Consider the following 25,098-nt stretch of genomic DNA (forward strand, 5'->3'; position numbering starts at 1 on the left):
TATTAGCCTTGCACTGTGATTCACGGCGTGCGGGAGTGTAAAGGAAAGCGTTATGACCGGTCCTAAGGACTTTTTGGACAGCCTCAGCCAAGGCGACCACTCTTGGTTGTTCCTTACGGATCTCGATGACGACCAGGTCGATTTGCTTGATTCCATTTGGTATGTCGCCTTGGTTGAGGACGCCAAAAGCGCGGGGTTGACCTGGCCGTCGTGGCGCAGCGTCGATCAGCACTTCTTCGAGGTGAGGGGCGACGATGCGGGAGAAGTTTTTCAGGAGATGCCCTCCTATGACATGCGCGGGAGCCTGTCATCCTATGGACTCATTTGGCGATCCGAAGGCAGATACGCAAGTCCCAGTCCCAGGGATGACGAACGTGTTGGGCTGACGGTCGCCGGTATCGTCCAACTTGCCCGCCACAAAAGGCCGAACCTCGAAGTCTTCGCCGATGACCTGGTCAAAGTCATCCAGACGCTCGCCCAGGACAGCACCCGTACGCGACGTGAGAGCCAAAGGGACGTGGACCGGTTGCTCGACGACTTCGTCCAATGGCTCGAGCCGGCCCGGCCGGACAAGGCGTTTCTGTCACCCGTCGAGTCGATTGGCCAAGTCCTGCAGAGGGAGGGTATCGGAGTCGTCAAGGCCGGCGATCACTGGGTCGTAAAGCTCGGCGGGACCCGTCTCAGAAAGTATCTGACGACCGAGAGCGCCGGCACCTACCTCCGTCAGGTAGCCGAGACTGTGAGCATGCCCGTGTATCCCTATCCAGGCGTAGAGGACGTGGGCGAAGAAGGACATCAGGGGACGACCGTGCAGATCGACTTGGAGAACGCGGTGTGGACAATCGGCGATCGTCTCGACGCCGACTCCGGAGGTTTCGGTCAGGTTTTTGTGGCTTCTGGCCCTCTACAGGAAAACGCCGTTGCAAAGTTCGTTAAAAAGGAGCCAGGGGCTACCCGGGAATTGCTGATTGGTGACTTTCTCAGCGCACAGAACTCAACCAACGTGGTTCCGATCCTCGACTCGGGCGAACACGATGGACAGTGGGTCCTCGTGATGCCGCGTGCGGAGATGTCACTTCAGCAGCGTCTCCAGCAGACCGAGCCTGTGGAACTGGCGGGGAGCGTGCGAATCCTTTCAGACATTGCCCGGGCAATTGCCAGCCTGGATGGGCAGGTGGTGCACCGGGACCTGAAGCCTGCCAATGTCTTATTCCTGGATGGCAAATGGTGCCTCGCCGACTTCGGCATCGCCAGGTACGCAGAGGCCACGACGGCCACTGAGACAAGAAAATACTCGTGGACGCTTCCGTTTGCCGCTCCTGAACAGTGGCTTCTCGACCACGCCACGCCGGCAACTGATGTCTACGCCTTCGGGGTCATGGCCTATCTGATCCTCGAGGGCAGGCTCCCGTTCACCGGGCCTGCGTCTGAAGACTTCCGGGAACAGCATCTCGGGCAAACCCCTCCCGCTCCTACTGCCGGCACCGCGAGACTGCGGAACATTATTCTGGAGTGTCTGCACAAGGCTCCCGAGGCCAGGCCGACGGCCGCGAACATCCTTGTCCGTCTTGAGAAGGTCACAGTAGAACCGGCCCTAGGTGGCGCCCAAAAGCTGGCGCTCCTAAACGCCGAAGAGGTGTCCCGGCGTGCGCAGGCGCACGTCGAGCAGTGGGCCGCCGAGGACGAACGCGCCCGCCGGGAACGGCTTTTCAGCTCGGCAAGCCAGATGTTCGAATCGATCGTCCAGCCGCTCCTCGAAACCATCGAGGACGACGCCCCAACAGCATCGTTGGAGAGGAACGCGGGTGGGAATCCGCTCTTCCTCGCGACGCTTCGTGGTGCGAAGCTGGGCGTCACCCGCCCCCACGAGGCTCCTGCCGACGGTTGGGGCGGTCCTTTCACCGTGATCGCCCATGCCGCCATCACCGTCCATCGGGCGCGGCAGGACAGGAGCGGCTGGCTCGGCAGATGCCACTCTCTTTGGTACTGCGACCCCAAGGAGGCCGGACGCTTCGGATGGTATGAACTGGCGTTCATGTCATCGGCTTTCACCCGTCAAGGAGAAGTCGTTCCTCACTCCCTTCCCGTAGAGTCAGCGGCCATAGCGTTCTCGGGCGTTCTCGGAACAGAGCAGCTCGCCTGGCCGGTAACAGAGATCGACCGGGACGACCCGAGCGAGTTCATCGACCGATGGTTGGGCTGGTTCGCTGATGCTATCGGCGGAACTTTGACGATGCCCACGACGTTGCCTGACCGGGACCCGGGCGGATCTTGGCGTCGCAGGTAACTCGTGCCAGCTTTGCCCAGCGCAGGTGCCGTGAATTAAGTATTAAGCGACTACCGACAGGGCGTCTGTTATGACGCGTGAACTTTCGGCCTCGGGGTAGGCAATGAGGCCGGGGACTTCCGCCCAAACCTCACGGGCGATGTCCAGGGCAGGCCTGGCCGAAGGGAGCCGCGGCTCTTCATACACAACCCGCAGCTGAACGTCATGGGGAATTGTAAGCGTCGGCTTACCTCTTGATTCGAGGACCCCGCCTCTTTGCCTCAGGCGGTTCATATGGGCCACCCAAGCCTGTATTTCCGTCGACACTTTCTCGACATCGGCAAGGTTAAAAGACCAGGTATTGGTAATTTGCTCTACCCTGTCCTCTGCCACCGCGAAGTTGGCTGTCCGGGGAACAGCGCCCACCAGCACGTGAGGCCGGCTCCGAATTACAGCCCGGCTTCCCTCCGGCAGCGCCCGGCGGAACTGTTCTGCAACGTAGTTCCCGACCCGGGTGCCAAACAGTTCACGCGGCTGCACCTGCGGATCTGCGACGAGGTGGTCGAACAGCATGGAAAGCCCGGTCTGGGCAGACTCCGCCACAATCGGGAACGGAGCGGAAATCTGGACGGCATTGTTCAATCTGGCTGCGAGGCGGGCAACGACGGCTGCGCTGATGTTTTCGCCTGAATCAGCTATGGCTGCGAAGAACGGCTCTGGACCAGGATCCCGCCGGTTGTTCAATGCATTAACCATCCCCTGGAGTTCGCGCAGCCAGTAGCTGGCAATCATGGGGTCTCCGCCGAGCCGGGTGGCGCGCTGCAGGCTTGTCACTTTGCGGAATGCCCAGTCCCGGCCGTCCTGACCAACCAGCAAGGCGATGTTGACGAATTCTCCCCGGACGGGGTCCGGCACGTAGCGGACGATCCAGTATTGATACATCATCATTCACCTCGCTTGTTGCTGGGTCGCGGATTCAATTTGGCTGCCTTGTTGGCTAGCGTACGCATTCTTCCGACTATGTGCATCCGCCGGTGGTGCAACCACCACGCCAGCGACTCAAGGAGGTCATCGGAGACACCCCATGCTACGGGGACGCTGGCGACAACGTCTATGAAGTCTGCCACCGTCAGGGCTTCGAGCTGGGCCGCCACCTCCAGGAACGCCGCCGGATCCATGCCCTTGACTGAGCCTTCCCAGGGTTTCCACTTCCTCAGAGTGATTTCCAGATCACGGGGCGTCAGAGGCTCGGGTTCCCCGCCGGTGATCCAATAGCCGTGGTCGAAGGACCAGACCTGTTCCTCGTTGTCCCGGTCGTAAAGCCACTGCTCATCCTCTCCGTAGCAAAGCTCCCACAGAGCTATGAACCGTGGTTGACGGATGCTGTTGCCGTCACGGTTTACGGAGTCCAGAACATTCTTCACCTCACACGATTCGAGCAAGAGTGATCCGTGGGCGACTCCGGGCTGGTTCCCGCTGCCGATCAGGCGGGAATCATGCGTCAGGTGCTCAGGAACCTCAACCAGCACCGACGGGCGCATGGGCGATTCGAGCTTTCGCGCAAGCGCCTCCACGACACGTTCGGCCATGAGCGAATCGACGCCGTGAGGGTTACCCAGACACTTCACCCAGTACCGGTCCCCGCTGGCAGCAAGTCCGAGAAACGGTACCGACCCCGTTGCTGCTACCTGGGCAATGGCAAATATCTGAGCCTCTGCCACGGGCCGTTCAACGCCGGCAAGAAGCCCGGCCCAATCAGCACGCGCTGAAAAGTCGGCCGAATCCCCCAAGGTCACTATCTGTACCTATCTCCACTATGTCCTGCTGCCCTGCTGCCCTGCTGCCCTGCTGCCGCGACCTGACGCTATTTGCTGCTGCCGGACATGGGCCTGGCTTCCAGACCTGCGCGTCCCGGCTTGTCGCTGATGAGTCCGCCACCCGCTGACCATGGTCTCCTCAGGCCAATGGGCAGACAAGTTCTTGCGCAGCTCGTGAGTGATCACTGCACAAGCGCAAGCAAGAAAATGCAACCAGGCCATCTTCGCAGACGGCTGGCTCAATCATGCGGGAATGGATATCAACGTTCCAAAATGACGTAGGAACCGAGATGGCGATCTAGTCACGGCCACTTTCTACCGGAAGGGCGGAAACAGCCATAACGCCTCCCCGAGTGATGGTACCGGACACGGCAGTCAGGTGCGTTAAGCCCGCTGTTTTCATGGCAGACGCCAGCTCCTCGCTGAGGCCTCCAGAGTCTCCGGTGACTATGTCAGGAACCGGCCGCTGACATCGGGGGCCAGCCAGGCGTAAGCGGCAGCAAATCGGCCTACCTAAGGTGGTCGGAGTCTGCGACCAGTCCTGCGCTGCCGACAGCTGCACGCCGTTCCTGGCCAATCTGCCGGAGCCATGCCTTCACAGCAGTGGTCCCCAGAGACCGACCCAGGTCGACAGCTGGCTCGCCTGCTAGTCCGGCTCTGGTGCCAGCGAATCAACGGCCTCACACCTCTGGCATCCAAGGCGGTCGCCGTGAGATCGGCTCACGGTGAGATCATGTCGCAGGGTGAATCCGCGCCGATGAACCAACATGAGCCGGAAAGCCTGCGCCGAATGTGAGGCGCCGTTCGAAGCGATGCGTAGTACGCAGCGCTTCTGCTCCACTCGCTGTGCCAACAGGCAGCGCGATCGTCGGCGGCGGCAACGCATGGCGGGGTCAACCGTGATTCCACCCGGGGAGCCAAGAGACGAGTGCGGCGCCGCGGCGAAGGTACCGCGAGCGCGGCAGGCCGGAACGGACGCCACAGTGGCAGGGGTCCGCGTCCGCAACAGGCGACTCTTGGATTCACTCCGCGCTCAACTCCGACTGCAGTCCGTTGAGGTCGACCGCCTCGAAGCCGAGAGCGCAGAGCAGCACGCGACCGTAAAGAAACTTCGAGTCGACCTGGCCCGGCTCCAAACAGCACAGACGTGCGATGCCCAGGACCTGGTCCACCTGGCCGGCAGGTTACTGGCACTCAGTAGGGCCGCTGGCGTCGAGCTTGACCCCAGCACCAAGGCACTATTCCGCCGCAGGGGATGGAGCAACTCACGCCGCGGACAACAGCCATGACCATGTCCATCGCCCGCCTCTCGGCGCAGTCCGGCCTGAAGTACCTCTTCAAGACCACAATGATGGACGATCGACTAATTACCCCCGCCGACGCCACCTCGTACTACATGAAGTCCGGAACACCCCCGGGCCGCTGGATAGGCTCCGGCCTACAGGGCATCAACCGATCGGCAGGAGTCATCGTCACTGAAACGGATGCCAAAGCCGTCTTCGATCACGCCACCCACCCCGATCACGGAACTCCCCTGGGCCGTTCACACGCCCAACCAACGATCGTCCAGCCCAGGCCTGGACAAACCGAAACGCGACATGCCGTCGTCGGATTCGACCTGACCTTCAGCGTCCCCAAATCCGTCTCGGTTCTATGGGCCCTGAGTCCACGCAAGCTCCAAAACGAAATCCTCCACTGCCACGACAGCGCCGTCACCGCCACCCTGCAATGGCTCGAAGCATCGGTCATCCACACAAGGGCCGGCAGGAACGGCGTCGCCCACATCGGCACCCTCGGAGTGATGGCCGCTGCCTTCGACCACTGGGAATCCCGCGCCGGGGATCCGCAACTTCACACCCACCTCGTTATCGCCAATCGTGTCCAACGCATCACTGACGGTGCGTGGGTCACCCTGGACTCGCGGACGCTTTACAAAGCGGCAGTCGCTGCCAGCGAGCACTACAACGGTCTCCTCTTCGACGCCCTTCATCGGCACCTCGGCACAGATGCAGACTTCCGCACGCCTGAAGCGAACACGCGCAACCCCAGCCAGCAACTCAGGGGCGTCGACAATGCGCTGATCCGTGAGTTCTCCAACCGTTCCCGCCTCATCGATCTCGAAACCGACCGGCTCGTGGCTGAATGGACCGCTGGGCATGGCACTCCCCCGTCCGCGACAACCATCATCAAGCTTCGGCAGCAGGCCACCCTTTCAACCCGCACCGCCAAGTCCGAATCAATCACACCACTGCACCAGCTGTCCGCTCAGTGGCGCACTCGTGCAATAGCCAAGGGCTTCGAGCCAGAGCAGGTGCTCGCTTCAACCGTTCGACGCTCCCACAGGGCCCCGTTCCGATCCGCTGACTTCGCCCCGTCCTGGATCGACGCCGTCGGGTCATTGGCCCGGGAGCGCGTGGCCACGAAACGCTCCACCTGGAACCGGTGGAACCTCCTCGCGGAGGCCGAACGCGTCTGCGCCGAGATCCGCTGCCAGACAGCCGAGGACCGCGGCATCATGATCGACGCCGTGGCCACCGCAGCGGAAAGCCAGTCCGTTCCGCTCAACGAGCGCCGCTACACGGCGCCGATCGAGGCGCAAGCCGATCTCCGTTTCAACAATCAGTGCGTCTTCGACTTCCATGGCACCCGCCTCTACACGGATGTGGGAACTCTCGCGAATGAGGATGTCGTCATGGAAGCGAGGAACGACGACGGCGGTCCGGCCGTAAGCGCGACGGTCACCATGGATTCACTCTCCAGCTACAAACATGGCGGACAGCTTGAATTGCATGCTGATCAGCGTGCGGCTGCGGCCAACGTTCTGCTCAGCGGCAACCGGCTGGACGCGATCGTGGGTCCTGCCGGAACTGGCAAGACCACAACCCTCGGGGCGGTTAAGGCAGCGTGGGAAGCGGCGTTTGGGCCCGGCACAGTGGTTGGGCTGGCCCCGGCCGCTGCTAGTGCGGAGGTACTGGGCCGCGAGCTCGCGATGACGACCGAGAACGTCGCCAAGTGGCTTTATGAGTCCGTCGGGCAAGGAGCCGGCCATAGGGCTGCAGAGTATTTCGATGTGGAGCAACGCCTCGCCAAAAATGAAGGGCGCCATGCCCGTCAGGCCATCCGACTGGCACAGCAGGCCTCCTGGCTTACTGCCGAGCAGGAAAGGTGGCGCTTTCATGAAAATCAGTTAGTCGTCGTCGACGAAGCCTCGATGGTGTCCACCCTTCAGCTGGCAGCGCTCGTACACCAGGCGCGGGATGCCGGAGCTAAGGTTTTGCTGGTAGGTGACCCGGGGCAATTGGATGCCATCGATGCCGGTGGCGTACTCGGCTGGCTGGACCGGCAAGGCAAGACGGCTCAGCTAAGCACAATCTGGCGGTTCGAGCAGGCATGGGAGCAAGACGCATCGCTGATGCTCCGTTCGGGTGATTTCTCCGCCGTCGCCGAGTACAACTCTCATGGGCGCCTAAAGCACAGCTCATACTTGGAAATGGTCGATCAGGCTTATCTCAGCTGGCAGGCAGACACCCAAGCGGGCAAGGCCTCCATCCTCATCGCAGCCGAGAATGACACGGTGTCCATGCTCAACCAGCGAGCCCAGGCCGACCGGGTGATCCGAGGTGACGTAGACGCGGAACAAGCGGTTCCGGTCAGCGACGGATCACGAGCCGGACGGGGCGACACCGTAATCGCCCGTCGGAATGACCGCGCCATAGTGGACAGCAGCGGAGACTTCATCCGGAACGGAACAATGCTCGACGTCGTCCGTGCAGACAAGCGCGACGGCTCACTCACCGCCGTTCGCCGGGACACCGGTGCAACTGTCTGCTTCAACCGCGACTATGTCGAGAACTCACTCGAGCTGGGGTACGCGACAACTGCCCACCGTTCGCAGGGGCTCACCGTGGATACCGGCCACACCGTCGTCACGCGGGGGCGCCTCACGCGAGAGCTGCTCTACGTGAGCATGACCCGCGGACGAACTGGGAACCACGCCTATGTGAGCGAGAACGACCCCATAAACGACGAACCCCTGGATCCGGCCCTGCAGCCCTCTTGGCAGCACATCCTAGGCGAGGTCCTAGCCGCCGAAGGAGCAGAACGGACGGCGCACGAAGTCCGCGACTCGGAGAAGAAGAAAGCAGATAGCTTGGAGCGCCTCAGTGCCGAGTACGACTATCTGGCACAAATCGCAGCTGCCGAGGACTTGGGGGCAGTGGTGGAACGACACTCCCCTGGGTTTGCGGCTCAACTGCAGGACTCACCCTCTTGGGGCGCAACCGTCACCGCCTGGCGTCGTTCCGTTCAGGTCAGTAGGCCAAGCGCCGAGCGCCTCGTGGCGACGGCATTCAATACCAGTGGGTCTGCGAAAGACATGTCAGCTGTCATCCACTCTCGGCTGCGGCTGTTCCTGTCCGGGATGCCGACCGTTGAAAAAGATCCCTTGGAGCCCATCTACTCGTCACGCCCTGACCTGATTCATTTAATCCGACAGGTGGAGGCGCGGATGCGGAGCAGGATGGACCATGTCTCCGGAGCGGCAATCATGTGCAACACCGAGTGGAAGCGGAACCTTCTAGAGCGCTTGGGGCCGGCCGTGGACCCCGCGGCCGCACACGACGTCCTATGCAGGGTCGCCATTTACCGAGACCGGTGGAGCCTTGGCGACTCACCTCTGCCGTTGGGCCCGGCCCCAGCCAGCTTTGAGTGGGAACAAGCAGAGCAACAGGCACGCCTTGGTTGCCTTATCAAACAAGTCGCTCATGCCTCAGCCACTGAGCATCAGGCTCCTGCATTGGTTGGTGGAGCGGCCAATTTGGAAGACCGTCTTATCAATGTCGGATGGCAACTCTAAACTGGGCGCGAAGATAACCCATGGAAGTGAACCCAGTCCTGAAACCGAAGGTGGCGACACCCGCACTGGTCCTCGTCAGTGTGGCCGTTCTGGCCTGCGTGGTTTGTCTTGCAGCAGCTGTTGGAGGGACTTGGCTGCCGCTAGGTGCGTCAGCCACGCTGGGGATTGCATTTCTTCTCGCTGCCGCCGCTGTTGCCACAGTCTGGCTGGCCCGGGGGCGCCGGCGCCGTTCTTGGATGGCGGACGCCCGGGAACAGTGGAAGAACTTCGATGAGGCGAAGCGCATGAACGGCACGACAGCTGAGGTGACCGTCCTGAGCGTTGACGCCCTCGAACCTACAGGATCCTGGATCACGATCAAGTGGAGGCGCTTTAACCACTTCCAAGTTGCCTGGCTGGAAGCGCTATCTGAACCAATCTGGCCTGGATCCGTGCTGCTAATTGCGCCGGATCCGGCGCAAGTCCGTCCTGGTGAGCCATGGCCAGCAACGTACTACATCCAAGCGCCGCGCTGCCTGGCCTGGGCTCCGGCGGCGGCCAGAACGTCGTTAACCAATGTTAGACATCCCGATTCTGGCCAGCAGGCCGCGTCTTGAAATCAGCACGACGACGCAGTGGTGTGGGCCACTCCATGTGACGGTGCGCCACGGTGTTGGCAAGCGGGAGCGTGTGCGTTCCCGTGCGCACTACGCCGTCCGGGAGAGTCACCCTTATGAGAGTGACACAGTTGACCAGTGCCGGGCGTTCCGGGATTCGGGGTCAGTCTCTAACGGTGTCAAGATCCAGGCCAAGAACGTCCGGCTCATTAACCCCGTCGCCAAGTACTCTGGCAACGAGGCATCCGCGTGGACTCCCTCACTGCCGAGAATGCCGCGGAACCCCAGACACGAACCATCAGGACTACTGCTCTGGGCTCGGCAACTCGTCGGCAATGTCCCAATGGATCCGCAACATGCTTTCTCCTACCGAGACGCTCACGAATGAGTCGCCAGCCTAGGTAGAATTGGCTGGGCAACGTAGGACACGAGGGCCTCCTGGCGTCGAGATGAGTGTGGTAACCCAAATCGATACCGGAGGCCCTCGCCCTTTACATCACGCCACGCTGTTCACAACGTCCGTGGGAATTACATCTAGGGCTTCGCTTGCCAGACAGCCGACGACTTGTTGGCTTCGGGCAGTGGCCCCTCTGGTGGTCCTGCACCATGGCTGTATGAAAGCCCGCTGTGGCGGTACTCGCCACCGTGACTCTGTTCGGGAAAGTCGGCAAGGTCTACCCAGGCCTTCTGCCCGCGCTTAGGACCGCCTATGTATTCAATATGTTTTCTCATACCTCAACGGTATGTGGAGAAAATTCGCCCTGTAAAGAGGCGTATTTATTAGCGGCTAATCCTAATAGGGGCCGGTATTACCGGAATCATTAGCAATCTGGATTCTTTCCCAGAAGAGATGCACCGCGCTATTCCCCTTCTTTTATTCGTTTGCCCGAAGAAGGGGATTAAACGACGAGACCATCCTGTCACCCGACATCTGAACTACCGACTCCAAGAGGCAACGAATCTCTCCCGTCCCGTCGATGAGTACAGCACCGATCTTTACGGTGGGACTAGCGTTAGTGCTCGGCCACCTCGCGCTCCTCGCGGCCTAGCTGGCGGATCTCCTCAGTCACCTCCATGAGGGCAAGCTGGGCCTCCACTGCCCGCCGAAGCCAGTCCTCTTTGGACTCGTCGGCGACAAAGGCGCGCAACTCCTCCTCAGTCTTCTCGATCCGCTTCTCCCAGTTATGAGGGAGTCGCTCAGGCCCTATTGCGCCAATAATGGCCCCGGCTTCGGCGCCCCTATCGCGGCTCTTTTGAACGTCATTGGAGCCGCCCCGCTGAAGGTTCAGCGACAGCCGGATGAGTGCTTCCATCTCAAACGTCAAGCGGCCGTGACGTATGGCCATGAGCCGATCTTCAGCGGCAATCTTCCTAGCGTTCTTTCGGTCGAGAGCCGACACGATCAGGGCCACGCCGGAGGCACCGATAGCAACGATTACGGCGGCAACTTGGACCCAGAGGGCAATGTCTGCTTGTGTCATGAAGACAACGTATCCCCAACACTCGAACGCGAGTACTCCCCCACCGGCTACTCAACCTTTTCAACTATGGGGAGTACATCCACTGGGAAGACCACCGGGCTAAGTACGCCGCGCTTGCCCAGGACGAGATCGGAGTCGCCCTCACGCAGTTCAGTTTCCAGCAGATCATGGTCGAAATATCGGCAGTTTTACTTTTCTCCGCGAAGTTACTGGAAACTGCCTTCATCCACCGTTAGCCCGGCCCTGCGGCACTGATGGCGACCCAAATCCATGCCGATGGTGGTCGAGCAGCAACCTTCGGCTGTGTGAGGTCCGCCGAAAGCAAAATAGCCCTCCCGGCCGCCGGGGTGATAAGCGACGGCAGGCCGTAGGCGGGGTTCAGTCCGCGTCTGTATCAACGTGTGTCCCACAATTCGTGAGGACCCGGCGTGATGCCGGTTTAATTGCTGAGTCGGAAGGCCAGCCGAGCTTGCCTTCCGACTCATCGCACTAAACCGGTCATAAATGTCACCGGTCAATGCGCCTGCAGCCCCTAGAAGTTGATCTCATTCCCGGGCTTGGCCCCTAAAGGGGGCAAGAACACCGGACCCTTCAGCAAGACGTTGTATGCGGGAGCCGTAGGTTCCACAGGAACCGCCTCGGGACCGGCTTGAACCTGAGGGGCTGGCGCCGTAACTGCAGCATGCGACGAACGCTGGTAGGCCGCGGTGCCAAAGCGCAGATCCGGTCCGATCGTATCGGCCACAATGCGGCGGGCCTCCCGGCGTTCGCCGTCCTTCTCGTAGGAGCGGAATTCCAGCTCACCCGCCACGGTGACCGGGTCACCCTTCTTCAGCGAGGTCGCTGCGTTCTCTGCCAGCGCTCGGAAGGCCGACACATTGTGGAACACGGGTTCTCCGTCCTGCCAAGTGCCATCCGCACCCTGGATTCGCTGATTGACGGCGACGCGCAGCTTGGCGTGGGCCACACCGCTTTCGCCAACACTCAGTTCAGGGTCGGCAACGAGGTTGCCGGCAATGTTGATGGGGATTTTGGTACTCATTTCCTTGTCCTTCCACGAGCCGGTGGGACTTTCCCGCCGGACAGATAAATGCCGCCGAACTCAAGGGCCAGCCATCACCGGCCCGTCCGGCGTCGTCGGTCCTCCCAGCCCGACGTATGTCGGCGTCGGACTCACCCGAGGATCCGCGTCGACGGCCGTGATCTTCCCGCCGAACCCCGGCGGATGCGTGATTTCGAGAATTCCTTTGCTGGCTGCGGTGACTCGCCCGAGCACCGACTTCGCGATGTCCACACGTGACGCTGGAAGCTTGCGAAACCCTTCTTGGGCCATCACGTCCCGTTCCGCATTAAGGACAGCGTCGGCCCAACCTGCCAGATAGGACGCAGATTGGGGGCCACGGTCGATCCCATAGGCCTTCAGCACCGTGTAAGCCACCGACTCAGCCTCTACCTCAGCCAGTCCCCGGTGGTCGGCGCTGCTGCCGTAGAGCCGACCCAGCTCGTCATCAGGTCCGTGGAGGAGCACATGACCGAGCTCGTGGGCGAGCACGGCTGTTCGCTCTTCCGGGCTGAGCCAGGCACCAACCTGGACCCGGTGTTCTGCGAAGTCCGTAAAGCCGCTGGTCAGCCCGTACTGCGCCGCCGTGACATCAACTTTGAAACCGTGGCTGCTGGCTACAGCCTCAAGTGATCTCCACAGCTCTGCGGCGTCGACCACCGAGCCGGCACCGCCGCGCGGCACAAGCAGCGGAGTACCCTGTGTCTGGGAAACGTCGAACACCGCCTGGCCGCGCCAGCCGGTGATGATAGTCTTCTTGCCATCGTCGACCGCGCCCTGCGGCAACTGCCCGCCCGAAGGGATGCGTTGCCGCGTCCCGTCAGGAAGCGTCACTTGCTGGACCCGGGAGGTACGAGGAGCGATTACCCAGAGTGCGTGTTCACCCCGAGACACGGTACGACCGTGGCGGGCCCATTCCTTGTATCCGGCGACCAGAGTCGGTTCCTCAGTGCCGCGTTGGGCCATCTGCATCATGAGCAGGGCAACGTTGCCGCCCGAGTACCGCCATAGCGTAGATGAGGCGTCAAGCAGCACCTGCCAGTGCGAGGGAGACTCCACAGCCTTCTCCAGGATCTTGTGGAGACCGTCGGTCAAGGTGGAGATGCGCTCTTCCGGTGTCATGCGCGCACTGGATTCATTGGTACTAGTCCGCGCATCTGCCGCCGTAGCGTGCCATACGTCGTCAGGTTTGGGGGCCACGATAGCCGCCTTCCGTGCTTCTTGGGTTCCGCCGGGGCGATTCCTGCGGATAACTGTTCATGTCCTCAGCGCCAGCAACGGCCTGACTTTAGAACTCGAGTCCGAACTGATGCGGGGCGGCCTGCCACTCAATGAACTCTTGTGCGTCCGCAGGCAAGGTTCTCGGAGTTGGGTCCTTGTGTGCCTGCAGCCCGACACAACCGGCTGTCCTTGTATGTGTCCGCAGACGTTCTACGGCATGGGGCAGCCGTTCATGGAAGGCCAGGGGTCCGAATCCAGGATCGTCGCCGCCGTAAGAAGCCAACTCCGCCCGTTGCAGTGCGTAGAGCTCGGCAACGATCTCGGAGTGACGCCACCAGCAATCCGGAACCACAGATGTTGTCAGCTGATAGGTGCCTACTAGCCATCGGACCCACGCCGCCAGAGCGGTCCACACGCTTGGAGCCTGCTCAGCGGTCAAGTCCCGCCATCGATGCGCTACACCGGATGCCCGGCCGGGCGGCCGGAACGCGGAACGGAACAGCTCCGCCGTCAGTTCATCGTCTTCCGCTCCTGCCGAGGGGATCTCAAAGCGTTCGACGTCGTCACGGCTGGTCATCGCTCACCTCACGTGTTGCTTGTTGCCGCGAAACATGGCCGTCCGCCAAGGCCTGTTCGACCTCCCGCTTAGACCGCCCAAGCTCGGCTGCGTCTTTTCGCTTGTGCCATTCGCGCAGGTCCAGGAGGATAGGGCGACTGCGCCGCCCTAGCATCAGCGCGGTGCCCGCTGGCAGACGACGGATCTCATGGAGCGGCAGGACAGGGCTTTCTCGTATTTGTTCGCCGGTCTGACGCCCTTGCGCGGACCAGGATCGGGTGTTGAGTGTGATGCTCCGTTCCCCCAGGAGCCCGGCCAGGGAGCGCAAATCACGTTCATCCGAGCCGCCGCCGAAGATGACCTTGATGATGGCGGAGTCCCAGATCGTGGCTGCCTCGTCGACGGACCAACCGGTGCGAGCCTGCGAGAGGGACTGCAAGACGACGAGGGTCGATATTCCGATGCCGCCACCATCGGAGAGGACAATTGGCAGCCCCGGCCATGGAGCCAGGTTGGCGATCTCGTCCAAGATAAGGGACAAGGGCGGGTCCAACCTGCCTCCAGGGGCAACAAACGCCATCTCACGTGCGGCATTGTCGATGTCGTCAATCAAGGCTGAAAGATAGGGGCCGGCCGCAGCAGCACCGGCCCGGGTGCCGATCAGGTAGAGCGTGCCGCAGTCCCGGATGAACTTCTTGGGGTCGAATTCCTCGGATTCGTCCTGGGGATCCAAGGCGGAGAGAACTTTCGGCGAGGACAGCGGAGCGACAGCAGCCGAGACACCAATCCAGGAGTTGGAGGTATTTCTAGGATCGTCCTCAAGGATGCCCATCAGATCGGCCTGCCAGCCCAAAGCTGCTTCTTTTCGACTGAGGATTTCGAGTGCCTCCCGCGCCAAGACCGGACTGGACGACCAGCGGCGAAACGCCCGGACCCCTTCCCCGGACAAAGCGGCAGCGTGCAGAAGGCACTGCAGGATAATCAGCGAGCGCTTTTGCCACGCGGCGTTCTCGCCCTTCATCTCGGTGTCCGCAGTGATGACCAGCGCACGGCGCGTAGCAATGTCCGGATTCTCGCATCCACGCACGGGTGACCACCGGAGGGTTGACGGCAATCCGGACATGCCTTGCGGGTCGAACACGGTGACCGGCCGGCCACCTCTAGCACGGGCTTGCATAGTGACGGCCAGGTTGTCGGCCCGAGTTGAGGTCGTCACCACAGCGCCCGGCGCATCGAGAATGGCATTGATGACCACGTATAGGCCCTTGCCTGAGCGGGGAGCACCCTGGATGACCATCGACTCTTCCGTGGAGACATGGATCGTGACGCCACGAGAGCGGCCCAACGTCCAGGCCACGTCCTGAATCCGAGCTTTGGCCAGACCTGGCCTGGTAACCTTTCCGCGTCTCCTGACAGCTCTGCTTCCGAAATCCTGCTGAACCTCCGCACGTCGGGCGATGCCCTCTCGGTTCAGGATGTCCTGCCGCAGCCATGCGCCTGATTGCTTCCATCTCCGCCAGAGCAACACAGAGCCGACGGCGAGCGCCGCGAGTATGAGAAGCATCGGGCCAACGACCCACCAGATACTGCCTGTCCCGACGTCGCATCGCTGTGGATCACGGAGGATCCATCCGATCCGGCCGACGAAAAGTCCGACGGCGGCCGCCGGGTTCAGTGTCCACGGTGTGCTGGAGCCGCAGCGCCAAGTCACGAGGAGATTGGCAGCCGCCTGGACCAGAAAGCAGAGGCAGATATAACCGGCGGCCGCTACAAGGCCGGCAGTGACCAAGGGGTTTTCGGTACCTCGACGGGAAGTCATGGATTGCCTCAGAGCATCCGGGCGTCGGTGCCGAATACTTCCAGCTCATCGGTCGTGACACGGTTCGCCACAATGAACGACCTGTTTCCAACTTTCCAGAGTCCAACGCCCTTCGGGAGGTTCTCTACGTGCTCACATTCGGCCTCCGAGAGACCGAGCGCTTCTTTGGTCAGGCGCATAGCGTCGTGCTTTTGCCGGTAGATGATCCTGGTATCCGCTTCGGTAAGCAGGCCAAGGGCTTTTTGCCGGTGGCCGCTGGTGCTATCACCGATTTCATTGAGGTCAGCCACCTTGTGCATGATGAGCAGGTTCGCGATCCCATACGTACGGGCCAGCCGCCACTGTTCACTCATTTTGGCGAGCATGTAGGGGTCGGCCAGCATGCGCCAGCCTTCGTCGTAGACGACGAGCCGTTTGCCGCCGTCGGGATTGGTGACCGCGGCCTCAAGCCAGGTAGCTCCGCACGCGGCGGCGAGTGCCAGCGCTTGTTCGGAGGCCCCGATGAGCGCTGAGGTGTCCATGACCATCATGGGCGCGTCGGCGTCGAAGGCAACGGTGGAGGGAGCATCGAACATGCCTTCCAAATCGCCGGACACTGTACGCCGCAGGGAGTGGCTGACTGCCAGTCCCCCATCCTTGCCAACCAGCCCGAGCGTTTCCTTGGAGGGGTTCAGCAGGTGGTCCAGCACCATGGGCAACGTGGGAGTCGAGTTCTCTGCGACCGTCTCGGTCAGCGCCATGTCCAGGGCCGTATGCTCCACCGGCCGCAGGGGCGTCCCCTGCCGCATTAGGGAGACCAGCGCGACCAAAAGGTAACGACGGCGTTGACGAACCACTGCCTGCCACTGTGCCTCGGTCAGGGCGCTGGACCGTGGACCGGCATCCAGTGGGTTGACCCGGGCCGGGCGGCCGGGTCCGACGGAAATGACCTTGCCGCCAACGGCATCGGCGACGGCGACCCACTCGCCTTTGGGATCGGAGGCGACGGCGGCCTTCCGCCCAAGCGTTATTGACCTGGCGACCAGGGATTTGCCGCACATGGACTTTCCGGTTCCGACAGTGCCGATGACAACGATCGACGGGCCACTGATGACGCCTTTGTCGTAAAGAATCCATGGGTCGTAGGAAAACGCTCCCGAGCCGAAGACATCTGTGCCAATGTAGGTCCCTTCGTGGCCGAGGCCGGATTCGGTGATGAATGGGTAGGCCGCCGCAAAGGTCATGGTGGAGGCGCGGTGAGGTGCCGGCCGCAGGCGGTGCGGACCGCGCAGGGAATTTGGCTCTCGGCTCCCCCAGTCGCCACCGCGCTCCGTCCCGTCCAATCGCGCGCCGAGGTTCTCTTTCACGGTTCTAAGCAGGGCGGATCGGCTTTCAGGGTGGTCCTCGCGCCGGAACCGCTTCTTGTGCCCCTTTGCCTTCGCACCGGACGGCACGTACTGAACGGCGTGCGTTGAGCGCTTCATCGCAGCCCCCTTCCGAACGGGAGGGCCCCTGCCACGAACGCGGCCCATTGTTGGCCGGCCAGCAATCGCAGTTCTACAAAGGCCCCTGCCGCGGCCGACTCCAGTTCTTGGCGGTGGCGGGCAAGATCTTCAAGGGTTGTTCCTGTGATGGTGACGTACGCAGATGGCCTTACATCGCCATGGCCTGCGACGATCTCTTCCTCCCGCTGTGCAACTTCTTCTTCCTCAGCCTTTTGTTCGCGCGTGAGAGGCCTGTCGAAGCGCGTGTTGATCCGTCGTCGGGTTTCATGGGCTTCCTGGGCGGAGCGTATGTCGCGGAGTGCTTCCGTTGTCGGCACCGCGCGTATTACCTCTGTCACCGTATGGCGGAATTCACCGACATAAATCAGCGGATGGAGGAAGCCCGGAAAGACCTTCTGTCGCGGCCATTCGGCTATCCAGAACGTTTGATGGAAGCCGGTATCGGTCCGCACGTAAGTCCAGTGCTCCTCAACCGCCATGGGCGCGGCGAGCATGGTGGAAGCCGGGGAATCTGGCTCAACGTCGCGCTCCGTCAGTGTTGGGGTGACGGCCGGCTGATTGTCCGACTTCGCTACGGCTGCAGGATCGAAGGCAGCACGAACAACGTCGAGGATGCTGGCCTCGGGCAGCCACTCTTCGACGCTGACGCTGTGTGTTCCCAGGGCCGTGGTGATCGCTTCTACCTCCAGACGCAGCACCCTTTCGAGGCCGACAAGTCCTCCTCCTGCCTCCCGGATCCGGCGTTTGGCCTTGGAAGTGTCCAGAACGACGGCGAGCAATAGTTCGTGGCTCATCGCGGAGCCGGCCGCAGCGATCAGATCCTCGTACGAGCGTTCACCCCATGTGAGTTCTGCGGTTTTGCCGGGTTGCCGCTCGACGGCGTGCTCATAGAAGCCGCGCAGGGCCGTGGAGGGATACGGCACCGTGTAGTCCTGGACGGCAATTCTGGCTACGCTGCTCCGCTGGGCGAGCCCTGCCTGCACCCTGGACCATGCCTGCACCGCCCAGGCTTTATCGTCGCCGTCCATAAGGGCGAAGGACTTGGTGCTGCAGCGCAGCACAGCTATTGCCTCCCCACCACGGGAGTCCAAGATAAACGCCTCGCCCCGGGAAGTGCGCCGCAGCTCCAGGTTTCCCAGTCCACCAGGAAGCGCCAGTCGCCCAGCCAGGACAGGCCGCTCCGGCCGCACAAGGAAGCGGGTCTGCTTGAGTGCCAACCTGTAGAAGAACAGCAGGCCATGGCTGACCCACACCGGGTAGGGAATCCTTGAGTACTGCAGCAGGCCAAGGAGTATGAGGGCCAGCCACAACGGTCCGGAGCTGACAATGCCTACGGGTCCGCGGACTGCCGAAGCCACGCTGGCCACGAGAACACCGGCCGCGAGCAGGAGCAGTTGGTACCACTTGAGGCCCATGAACAGGCCACGTCGCTCGTACCGGGGGAATTTGACGGCCTCGAGGGCCCGTGAGTTTTCAGGCATGGTCATCACTGTCAATCGGAGGCTTGGCGGTGGTTTGGGGATGAAGAGGAGGTGGCGGTGCAGGTGCAGTCGGGGAGGCAGTGCTGGCGGCCGACGGCGGCGGTTTCGGATGCGGCTCGCTGCGCTCGCCTGTTCGAGCGGTTGGCGAGCTGCCCAGCAGTGCGCCTGGAGTTACCTCGGAAGACTCCCTCACGTCACTTCGAGCTCGCCGAAACGGTGCACCCTGACCCGGCGTGCCGCCGTCGAGCATTAGGGCAGCGGCGTTACCGCCGGAAGCTCGGGCGGGCGCAGCGCCCGTTATTTGGCCTGGCAGCGGCACTCGTGGTGGCAGTGCCCGCGTAGGAAACTGTGCCTTGCTCGACTGGATCGGGCGACTCATGGCCGAGCGGCTGGCCAATGCCGCGAGGGTGAAGCGGCCGCCTGTCTGCCGGCTGATCTGCCGGGCGGCAAAGCCGGAACTCCGGGAAAGAACGTGGCCGCCGCCAGCCGTTTGCGCGGCGGCGGCCAGCTCACCGCCGGCGAAGCTCACAAGGCGCAAAGCCATCAGGGGTGCGCCGCAGGCCAAGGCCATGCCTACAACGCCGGCGCTAAGTCCGGCGAAGGACTTCGACTCGGCGAAGAGCTTGATGGCTACGGCCAGCACGGTCGCGGCGAGAGGCTTGGCTATGAGCAAGGCGACGACGATCTCGCCCCACCTCCGTGCCCACGACTGCGTTTTCTCCCAAGGCATGAGCATGAGAGCGACAGGGGCTACGGCCGCGAGCAGGATGAGCGCGAAGGACCGAAAAATCATCGAGCACATGAGAATGAACGCGAGAATCCAGACCACGATGACCGCCATCGCCGTGACGACAACTGCACCCCCTGCCCCGCTACTCGACCCTGGGGCCAGCGAGACGACGTTCCAGTCTCTCCCCGACTCCTTGGGAGCTTTCTCGAAGCCGAAGAGCCGCATGAACAGGACATAGGGATCCGTGTATCCAGGGTGTCCAGGAGCGCCGTGGCGGCGTCATCACCGACCTTAGTGAGCTTGCGAACCAGGTAAACAGCGCCGGCGACCATGGGAACCGCCGCGGCACCACCGACCAATGCCCGTACCAGGCGGCGCGGCTGCTGGCTGATTAGGCCCGACAACAGCTGGAGGATCACGGCGATGACGAGAGGGGTCATCATGACGACGACCCACCAGTTCGTAAGGCCCACCACGGAATCCCACTGGGAATCGTCGACGTCCGAGACACCAAACGCACCCGTGATGAAGGACCAGATCCACGACGCGACGTTCTCGAGAATATCGGCGAAGAACGAGGTGATGGAGCTCTGGACACCGTCGTTCGCTTGGGAGACGAGACCGCAGCCGGGCGGCCACCATCCATTTAGATCACACTGAACCGGCATGATCGATTCGACCTAGAACCCGAGCGGGAACGCCGTTTGGGACCAAAGGATGTAGCCGTTGATACCGCCCAGGATGGCAGCCACCGGCCCGGTCCAGAGCAGAATCATGCCGCCGCCGGATGCCAATCGTGACGATTGGCTCAGCTTGCCTGCCAGGAGCATCGCTGCTCCGATTATCGCCACGATGGCGATCACGATGAAGGCGCCGACCAGGATGCCGCCGCCGATCTGTTTGAGCGAATCGAGAAATGGGAAATCTGCGTTTGGGGTGATGCCAGGATCCACCGCTGCGAGAAACATCGGGCACTCCATCTGTCGTTTTCCATGGGACTGAGCAGATTGGCTCACGAGTTCATGGAGACGGTGGTGCAGGGGTACATGACCAGTCGTAATTTCTGCAGTCCAAGGCCTCTAAGTTTCTCGGCGCTCTGACGCTGGCCCGGCCGGACCAAGAACTGACCGCACTATTCGAATATATGTTCTAAGATTGGTCCTGTGATCAAGAGTGGTTCCCCTGACGACATCGAGCGGATGATGGCCCGCATGGACGCCGATAAGAGCCGGCCAATTGATGACCCAGCTCCGGTCAGGGACTTCCCCAAGTACGGCCGCCCGCTGGTTTACGTGAGCGGCATCTACGGCAAGGCTGTGGCGTGGACGCACACCTATGGCCTGATCGAGTGGCTGGATCCATCCGGCAAGTACCACATGGGTTGGGCACACTCATCGAGCATCAAGAGGGTGACTCCAGAAGAGTGGAAGGGTAAGAGCGGCCTCTAGGATGCAGCGTCAGGACTCAGTTTGATTCCGCCTTCCTGGGCACGCATCGACGCGCGGAAGATAGCCTGTGCGGTTTTAGAATTCCAAAAATTTGGACTACAGGCGCCGCCACCACATCGATATTTCGACCCTATTCTGGGGACGTGTCGCGAGGAGGATGGCTCCGTCGACCGGCCCACCGTCACATGCTCATAACCAACGATGAACGCACTTGTTTCACAGGATGTTGCGAGACATAGTTACGAGAATTTCCAGTTTGCAATGACTTGCCGGATTCCCCAAAAGTTGGATCAGCTTGGTGGAAGCGCCGAGTTGGCAGTTGAGACGTCTCGTATCCCAAGGGAGGTGCGACGGTTCGACACTAAGCGACCGGTTGGGCGATGACATGCTGCGTGGACCTCGTAAATGCCGTGAAAGGGTAGGTTGAGTTGAGAGATGTGACGTCCAGATTCACCGTCGACGACACTTCCGGTTCAATAGCGAGTAAGGAGAGAGTTTGTGGCATACGAATTCGACCCATCCCATGTCCCAGTGGTAGCTGATCTGCTCGACAGAGTTGCGGAGTCCGCGCCTGACCTCATGAAGTCTTGGGAACGCCTCGCTGACCTCGAGGAGTACCAGCTTTTAGGTGAAGATCTGAGAGCAGAGATGGATTTCCTATTCGTTTATGAGCTGCAGGAGGATTTAGGCAGTGCAGGCGAAGTCAAACTCGTTGAATCTCGTCTTTCTTACACAGCTACTCGTCCTATGTCGGAGACGCCAGCAAGTGCGTGGAGGCTGTGGTCCCAAGTGACTGCAGCTCTCCGGTCCCCGGTCATCCATGCTCACATTGCCGACATACTCCTCACAGCCAAGGTGCAGAGGAAACCTGAACACGCAGCGTCGACAATTGCATGGTATTTGAAGGTGTCGGAAATTGTTGAAATCCCTGCGCAAGAGGTTGCGCTTGCGCTTGGTAGGGCAAACACCATTGCTCGTTCCAGGGGAATGGCAGAGGAAATCACTGTGCGCGCGGCGATGCATCTTCGGAGCGCGGCTTTTGGCGGTAACCGGGCGACGAGCGGACCAGCACTGACCCTTTTAGCCGCGCTTTCGGTGCCTCCGCGTGGCGGGGTGTTCGAACTCAATGAGCGTGAATCTGTACGAAGACGGCTTTTGGCACTAGGGGAATCGTCGAGCACCTTCATTGACGAGATTGCTAAGACACTCGCGCGTCTGGCTGACACCGCCGCCGAGTTGGAGTTCGCCAGGAGATGGCATGTAGAGCAGTACTTAATGTTGGCCAATTCTGCCGATCACGGGATGCGGAAGATGTTTCATGCGCAGACTGCGGCAGATTTGGCAGGCAACTACGGTCTACAGGATTTGAAAGACGCCGCAGTGTTGGTCATGCAATCGGTAGATCGTGACTCCATGGGTTGGGAAACCGTGGCGACCGAAGGGACAATGTCCAAGAACGTCTTCCGGGCGCATCTTCGTAGATACCGGCGTGCACGGAACTGGGGTCATGCCCTGATGGTTTTTCTCGCCGGTCCTTCTCCGTCCGGAGACCATCAATCAAATATCAGGAGCGCAGAGCGCGCCGCTACCGGATCGATAAGAGCATTGGTTACTCGTACGGTTTTCGGCACGCACGGACTTCCTGAGCGCACGAACGGCGAGTTTATGGATGACGAGATCGTTCGGGCCGAAACAATAATGCTAAGCACTACCTCTATACTGCTCAATCTTGAACTGGAACATGTTCGTGATCGCTTCTCGCCACCCGATGCTGACCTGATTGCCAACTGGATGGTGGACAGCTTATCGGCTGACGTGACGCTTGCTCGACAGTTCTCCAATTCATTGGTGCTGCACTGGGATGCAAAGTTTTCCGATTCCGCTCGACTGTCAATTCCGCTCATTGAGAGTGCTGCGCGCGGCCTGCTCCTCTCGCTCGATGAACCCCTCTATCGAACCCAGCAAGGCAAGTCCCCCGGCCGTTTCCCTGCAATGGATTTCTACGTAGATGCACTGTCTGACCGAAACCTTGACCCCGACTGGGTCAGGGCGCTCCGCGTGACACTTCTTTCTCCAGGCATGAACCTACGAAACCTTGCAGCCCACGGATTCCAGATGGACTTCTCTGCCAGCCAATCGGCACTTCTACTTCGCCTTGCAGGCCTTTTCTGCGCGATGCCCATCGGTATGGGTCAGGACAGACTCGAATCCCAACCGGTATTGCCCAGAAAGCGGCTTCGGCGCCGCCTGGGATGGGTTTGGATCTAACGACAACCAATGGGCGCGCGCGTTCACTCAAATGTTTTTGTTAAGGTGAGCGTCGATATTGTCTTCACCAAGCAGTCCGCATGCCAAGGAACGAACACAGTTCATTGAGTACCGGGCAACCCTTGCCACCACGTTATTAGGCAGCCACGCACGATGTGTTCGAAAGTTTGCAAGGTCAGTGGAAATTCATTCGCCATCCATGATGCGCCAGCACCGCCAGCGGACATTCCTAGAGGGAGCTCACTCAAGCCGTTCTGATCATCAAAGTATGGTGTCCCGAGCATGGGCTGGGGGAACGGCGTCCCGGCGTGAAGTGCCTTGCTGCGGTGATCGTAGACAATCTTCATGTGGGACGACATCTCGTCCCAATCCACTTGACCGAATTGTTGAGGCCGTGGTTCGGGAGGGCCTTGCTCGAACTCACTAACAAAGTCTACAAACTTTCGTTGCGCCCGGAGGGTGGGGAGCATCTGCCTAGCGACGCGCTCCTTGATCTCGTCCGAAGTACCAGTCAATGCTGTCCATAGTTCCGGCGCCAACTCTTCCAACACAAGCAGGACCTCGGAGCCCACAAGGTTGCGGGAACGTCGGGTATTAGCTACTACTTCTATAGCTCCGACGAGCTGCAGCCAGGCGAAATTGGGGTCCTCGTTTGCCCACCACAGCGCATTCGAGTAGAGGCGAGCGGCGCGGATTAACGCTACCGCCTTACTTGCTGGAAGCTTTGGGAACTTCAGCAATAGCCCTTCTACGTCTGCAAGTATGGCTCGTCGAGACGAAACAAGCGGCAGGATTTCAACGTTTGGGAGACCTGGACGGGGAAACGGATGGATGTCCCAGTAGACAGGGGACCCGCAGGGGTCCTCACGTATATTCCACACGCGGGTAGTTCCACCGGCGCGGCAGCGCACTCCGCAACTGAGGGAAAGAAGTGCTGAGATCTCATCTATTGGCGTTCCCCCGTGATACGCCCGAGAGTCCGCAGGTATGAGCTCACCGGTTTCTCGATCGACCAAATCAGGCATTTGTGGGACGAGCGTTTCTCCGCGTACTACCAACGAAGGCATCATGGGTGAAATGTCTGCCCCCGTTGTAATGACGTCGTAAGGGCCCAGCGTGAGGTGTTCTCCAATAAATGAAGCATCTGAATACAGCACCACTTCGAATTCTGGTGACGTAGCTCCCTGTCGTTCCAACGCGGCGCGCCAATTTTTCCATGCGATCGTGCTCACAGTCCACCGCTCCAGTTATCCCTTGATTGCATCTTCAGAAAACAGAAGCTTAGTATCCTCAGCCCCCAAGGGCCTGCGTGACCACACGGCTCCTACGAAGACTGTCAGCGGTACATGAGAGTCTGGCTTTCATGATGGTTGACTATGGCAGTTTGGTTCAGGACCGGTGTGACGGTTTGAACCAGGACTAACTCAGTGTTGCTTTCATCTATTGAATGCGGGATGAGGGTGGGCATGGAACTGTTTGCCAAGTCAGGTCGGCAGGGACACGTCCGACAGGCCTTATCGGATCCTGTCCCGCCCCGTGCGGAACAACCCGATGGGCATCGCCCAGGCTGGATCCATTCCAAAACCGGCCATGGACGCCCTGCTGGTCACACAGACACTGCTAAGGGCGTCGATTAGGAGCGCAAGGTCTTGACTGATCCTGGCCCTATCGTCGAAGTACCCGCACGCTGGCGGCACCCGTGACTATGCCGGCTACCTCTTCAACTCAGACGGCTTCAAAATCGAGCCAGTAGCCGCCGGATAAGCAGAATGCGGCGAATTTGCGATGAAGGATCCCATGGCGGGCAGCCGAAGCTTCTCCCAATCCGAGTTGACGTGTCTCATTAGTAATCTGTCCCTAAACGCTAGGGTTTCGAGCTGCGGAGCCGCTCCGCGGCGTTGTGGAATTGAGAAAACGGCCTTGTGGTTGGGTTGGGTAGCGGCGGATGATGGCGGTGCCGCGGTCGACGCCGCTGTGTCTTAGTGCTTAGAGCCTGTTTTCGAGCGTGGTGTGGAG

18 protein-coding genes are annotated in these 25,098 nt (G+C 60.9%); 6 read left to right on the forward strand and 12 right to left on the reverse strand.

Annotated elements, in window-relative coordinates:
* Positions 1-52: 52 nt before the first annotated feature.
* On the forward strand, positions 53-2,287 hold the full coding sequence (locus AC1DFE_RS12910) for a protein kinase domain-containing protein (RefSeq protein ID WP_476906268.1): 2,235 nt from the start codon (positions 53-55) through the stop codon (positions 2,285-2,287).
* Positions 2,288-2,329: 42 nt separating this feature from the next.
* On the opposite strand, the gene AC1DFE_RS12915 is transcribed toward AC1DFE_RS12910, so the two are convergent.
* From AC1DFE_RS12915 to AC1DFE_RS12925, 3 genes are all read right to left on the reverse strand, one after another.
* The gene (locus tag AC1DFE_RS12915) at positions 2,330-3,214 is read right to left on the reverse strand and encodes a DUF3037 domain-containing protein (RefSeq protein ID WP_476906269.1); all 885 of its coding nucleotides are present in this window, start codon (positions 3,212-3,214) and stop codon (positions 2,330-2,332) included.
* Complete coding sequence (locus AC1DFE_RS12920; protein ID WP_476906270.1) at positions 3,211-3,987, reverse strand: hypothetical protein; 777 nt, start codon at positions 3,985-3,987, stop codon at positions 3,211-3,213. Before AC1DFE_RS12920 ends, AC1DFE_RS12915 begins: the two co-directional genes overlap by 4 nt.
* 394 nt (positions 3,988-4,381) lie before the next feature.
* Positions 4,382-4,645 (reverse strand): ComEC/Rec2 family competence protein, encoded by a 264-nt coding sequence (locus tag AC1DFE_RS12925; RefSeq protein ID WP_476906271.1) that lies wholly within the window; start codon positions 4,643-4,645, stop codon positions 4,382-4,384.
* Between the two features lie 723 nt (positions 4,646-5,368).
* Here AC1DFE_RS12925 and mobF point away from each other — a divergent pair.
* The gene (gene mobF, locus AC1DFE_RS12930) at positions 5,369-8,938 is read left to right on the forward strand and encodes a MobF family relaxase (RefSeq protein ID WP_476906272.1); all 3,570 of its coding nucleotides are present in this window, start codon (positions 5,369-5,371) and stop codon (positions 8,936-8,938) included.
* A 20-nt stretch (positions 8,939-8,958) separates the two neighbouring features.
* On the forward strand, positions 8,959-9,534 hold the full coding sequence (locus AC1DFE_RS12935) for a hypothetical protein (RefSeq protein WP_476906273.1): 576 nt from the start codon (positions 8,959-8,961) through the stop codon (positions 9,532-9,534).
* A 1,013-nt stretch (positions 9,535-10,547) separates the two neighbouring features.
* On the opposite strand, the gene AC1DFE_RS12940 is transcribed toward AC1DFE_RS12935, so the two are convergent.
* The 7 genes from AC1DFE_RS12940 to AC1DFE_RS12970 all read right to left on the reverse strand — a co-directional run bounded on the left by AC1DFE_RS12940 (position 10,548) and on the right by AC1DFE_RS12970 (position 19,591).
* Positions 10,548-11,015: a hypothetical protein gene (locus AC1DFE_RS12940; RefSeq protein WP_476906274.1), complete on the reverse strand. Its 468-nt coding sequence runs from the start codon at positions 11,013-11,015 to the stop codon at positions 10,548-10,550.
* A gap of 532 nt (positions 11,016-11,547) precedes the next feature.
* Complete coding sequence (locus AC1DFE_RS12945; RefSeq protein ID WP_476906275.1) at positions 11,548-12,057, reverse strand: single-stranded DNA-binding protein; 510 nt, start codon at positions 12,055-12,057, stop codon at positions 11,548-11,550.
* Positions 12,058-12,117: 60 nt separating this feature from the next.
* Positions 12,118-13,197 (reverse strand): ArdC-like ssDNA-binding domain-containing protein, encoded by a 1,080-nt coding sequence (locus AC1DFE_RS12950; RefSeq protein WP_476906276.1) that lies wholly within the window; start codon positions 13,195-13,197, stop codon positions 12,118-12,120.
* Between the two features lie 662 nt (positions 13,198-13,859).
* Positions 13,860-15,671 carry a type IV secretory system conjugative DNA transfer family protein gene (locus AC1DFE_RS12955; protein WP_476906277.1) on the reverse strand — a complete coding sequence of 604 codons (1,812 nt, stop codon included), beginning with the start codon at positions 15,669-15,671 and terminating at the stop codon, positions 13,860-13,862.
* A gap of 8 nt (positions 15,672-15,679) precedes the next feature.
* Positions 15,680-17,134, reverse strand: a complete 1,455-nt coding sequence (locus AC1DFE_RS12960; protein WP_476906278.1) for an ATP-binding protein — start codon at positions 17,132-17,134, stop codon at positions 15,680-15,682.
* Positions 17,131-18,636: an SCO6880 family protein gene (locus tag AC1DFE_RS12965; protein ID WP_476906279.1), complete on the reverse strand. Its 1,506-nt coding sequence runs from the start codon at positions 18,634-18,636 to the stop codon at positions 17,131-17,133. The genes AC1DFE_RS12960 and AC1DFE_RS12965 overlap by 4 nt, the downstream gene beginning before the upstream one ends.
* Entirely contained in the window at positions 18,629-19,591 is a 963-nt protein-coding gene (locus AC1DFE_RS12970; RefSeq protein WP_476906280.1) for a type IV secretion system protein, read from the reverse strand. The genes AC1DFE_RS12965 and AC1DFE_RS12970 overlap by 8 nt, the downstream gene beginning before the upstream one ends.
* 216 nt (positions 19,592-19,807) lie before the next feature.
* Here AC1DFE_RS12970 and AC1DFE_RS12975 point away from each other — a divergent pair, with 216 nt between their 5' ends.
* Positions 19,808-20,026 (forward strand): hypothetical protein, encoded by a 219-nt coding sequence (locus AC1DFE_RS12975; RefSeq protein ID WP_476906281.1) that lies wholly within the window; start codon positions 19,808-19,810, stop codon positions 20,024-20,026.
* A 20-nt stretch (positions 20,027-20,046) separates the two neighbouring features.
* Here the strand turns inward: AC1DFE_RS12975 and AC1DFE_RS12980 are convergent, their stop codons facing one another.
* On the reverse strand, positions 20,047-20,334 hold the full coding sequence (locus AC1DFE_RS12980; protein ID WP_307027158.1) for a hypothetical protein: 288 nt from the start codon (positions 20,332-20,334) through the stop codon (positions 20,047-20,049).
* 195 nt (positions 20,335-20,529) lie between these two features.
* Here AC1DFE_RS12980 and AC1DFE_RS12985 point away from each other — a divergent pair, with 195 nt between their 5' ends.
* Both AC1DFE_RS12985 and AC1DFE_RS12990 read left to right on the forward strand, forming a co-directional pair.
* Positions 20,530-20,814, forward strand: coding sequence for a hypothetical protein (locus AC1DFE_RS12985; RefSeq protein WP_476906282.1), 285 nt, complete (start codon positions 20,530-20,532; stop codon positions 20,812-20,814).
* Positions 20,815-21,312: 498 nt separating this feature from the next.
* Positions 21,313-23,082 carry a DUF4209 domain-containing protein gene (locus AC1DFE_RS12990; RefSeq protein WP_476906283.1) on the forward strand — a complete coding sequence of 590 codons (1,770 nt, stop codon included), beginning with the start codon at positions 21,313-21,315 and terminating at the stop codon, positions 23,080-23,082.
* 101 nt (positions 23,083-23,183) lie between these two features.
* On the opposite strand, the gene AC1DFE_RS12995 is transcribed toward AC1DFE_RS12990, so the two are convergent.
* Entirely contained in the window at positions 23,184-23,822 is a 639-nt protein-coding gene (locus tag AC1DFE_RS12995) for a hypothetical protein (RefSeq protein WP_476906284.1), read from the reverse strand.
* Between the last annotated feature and the right edge of the window lie 1,276 nt (positions 23,823-25,098).

The organism is Arthrobacter sp. 05T423, from assembly GCF_056396245.1.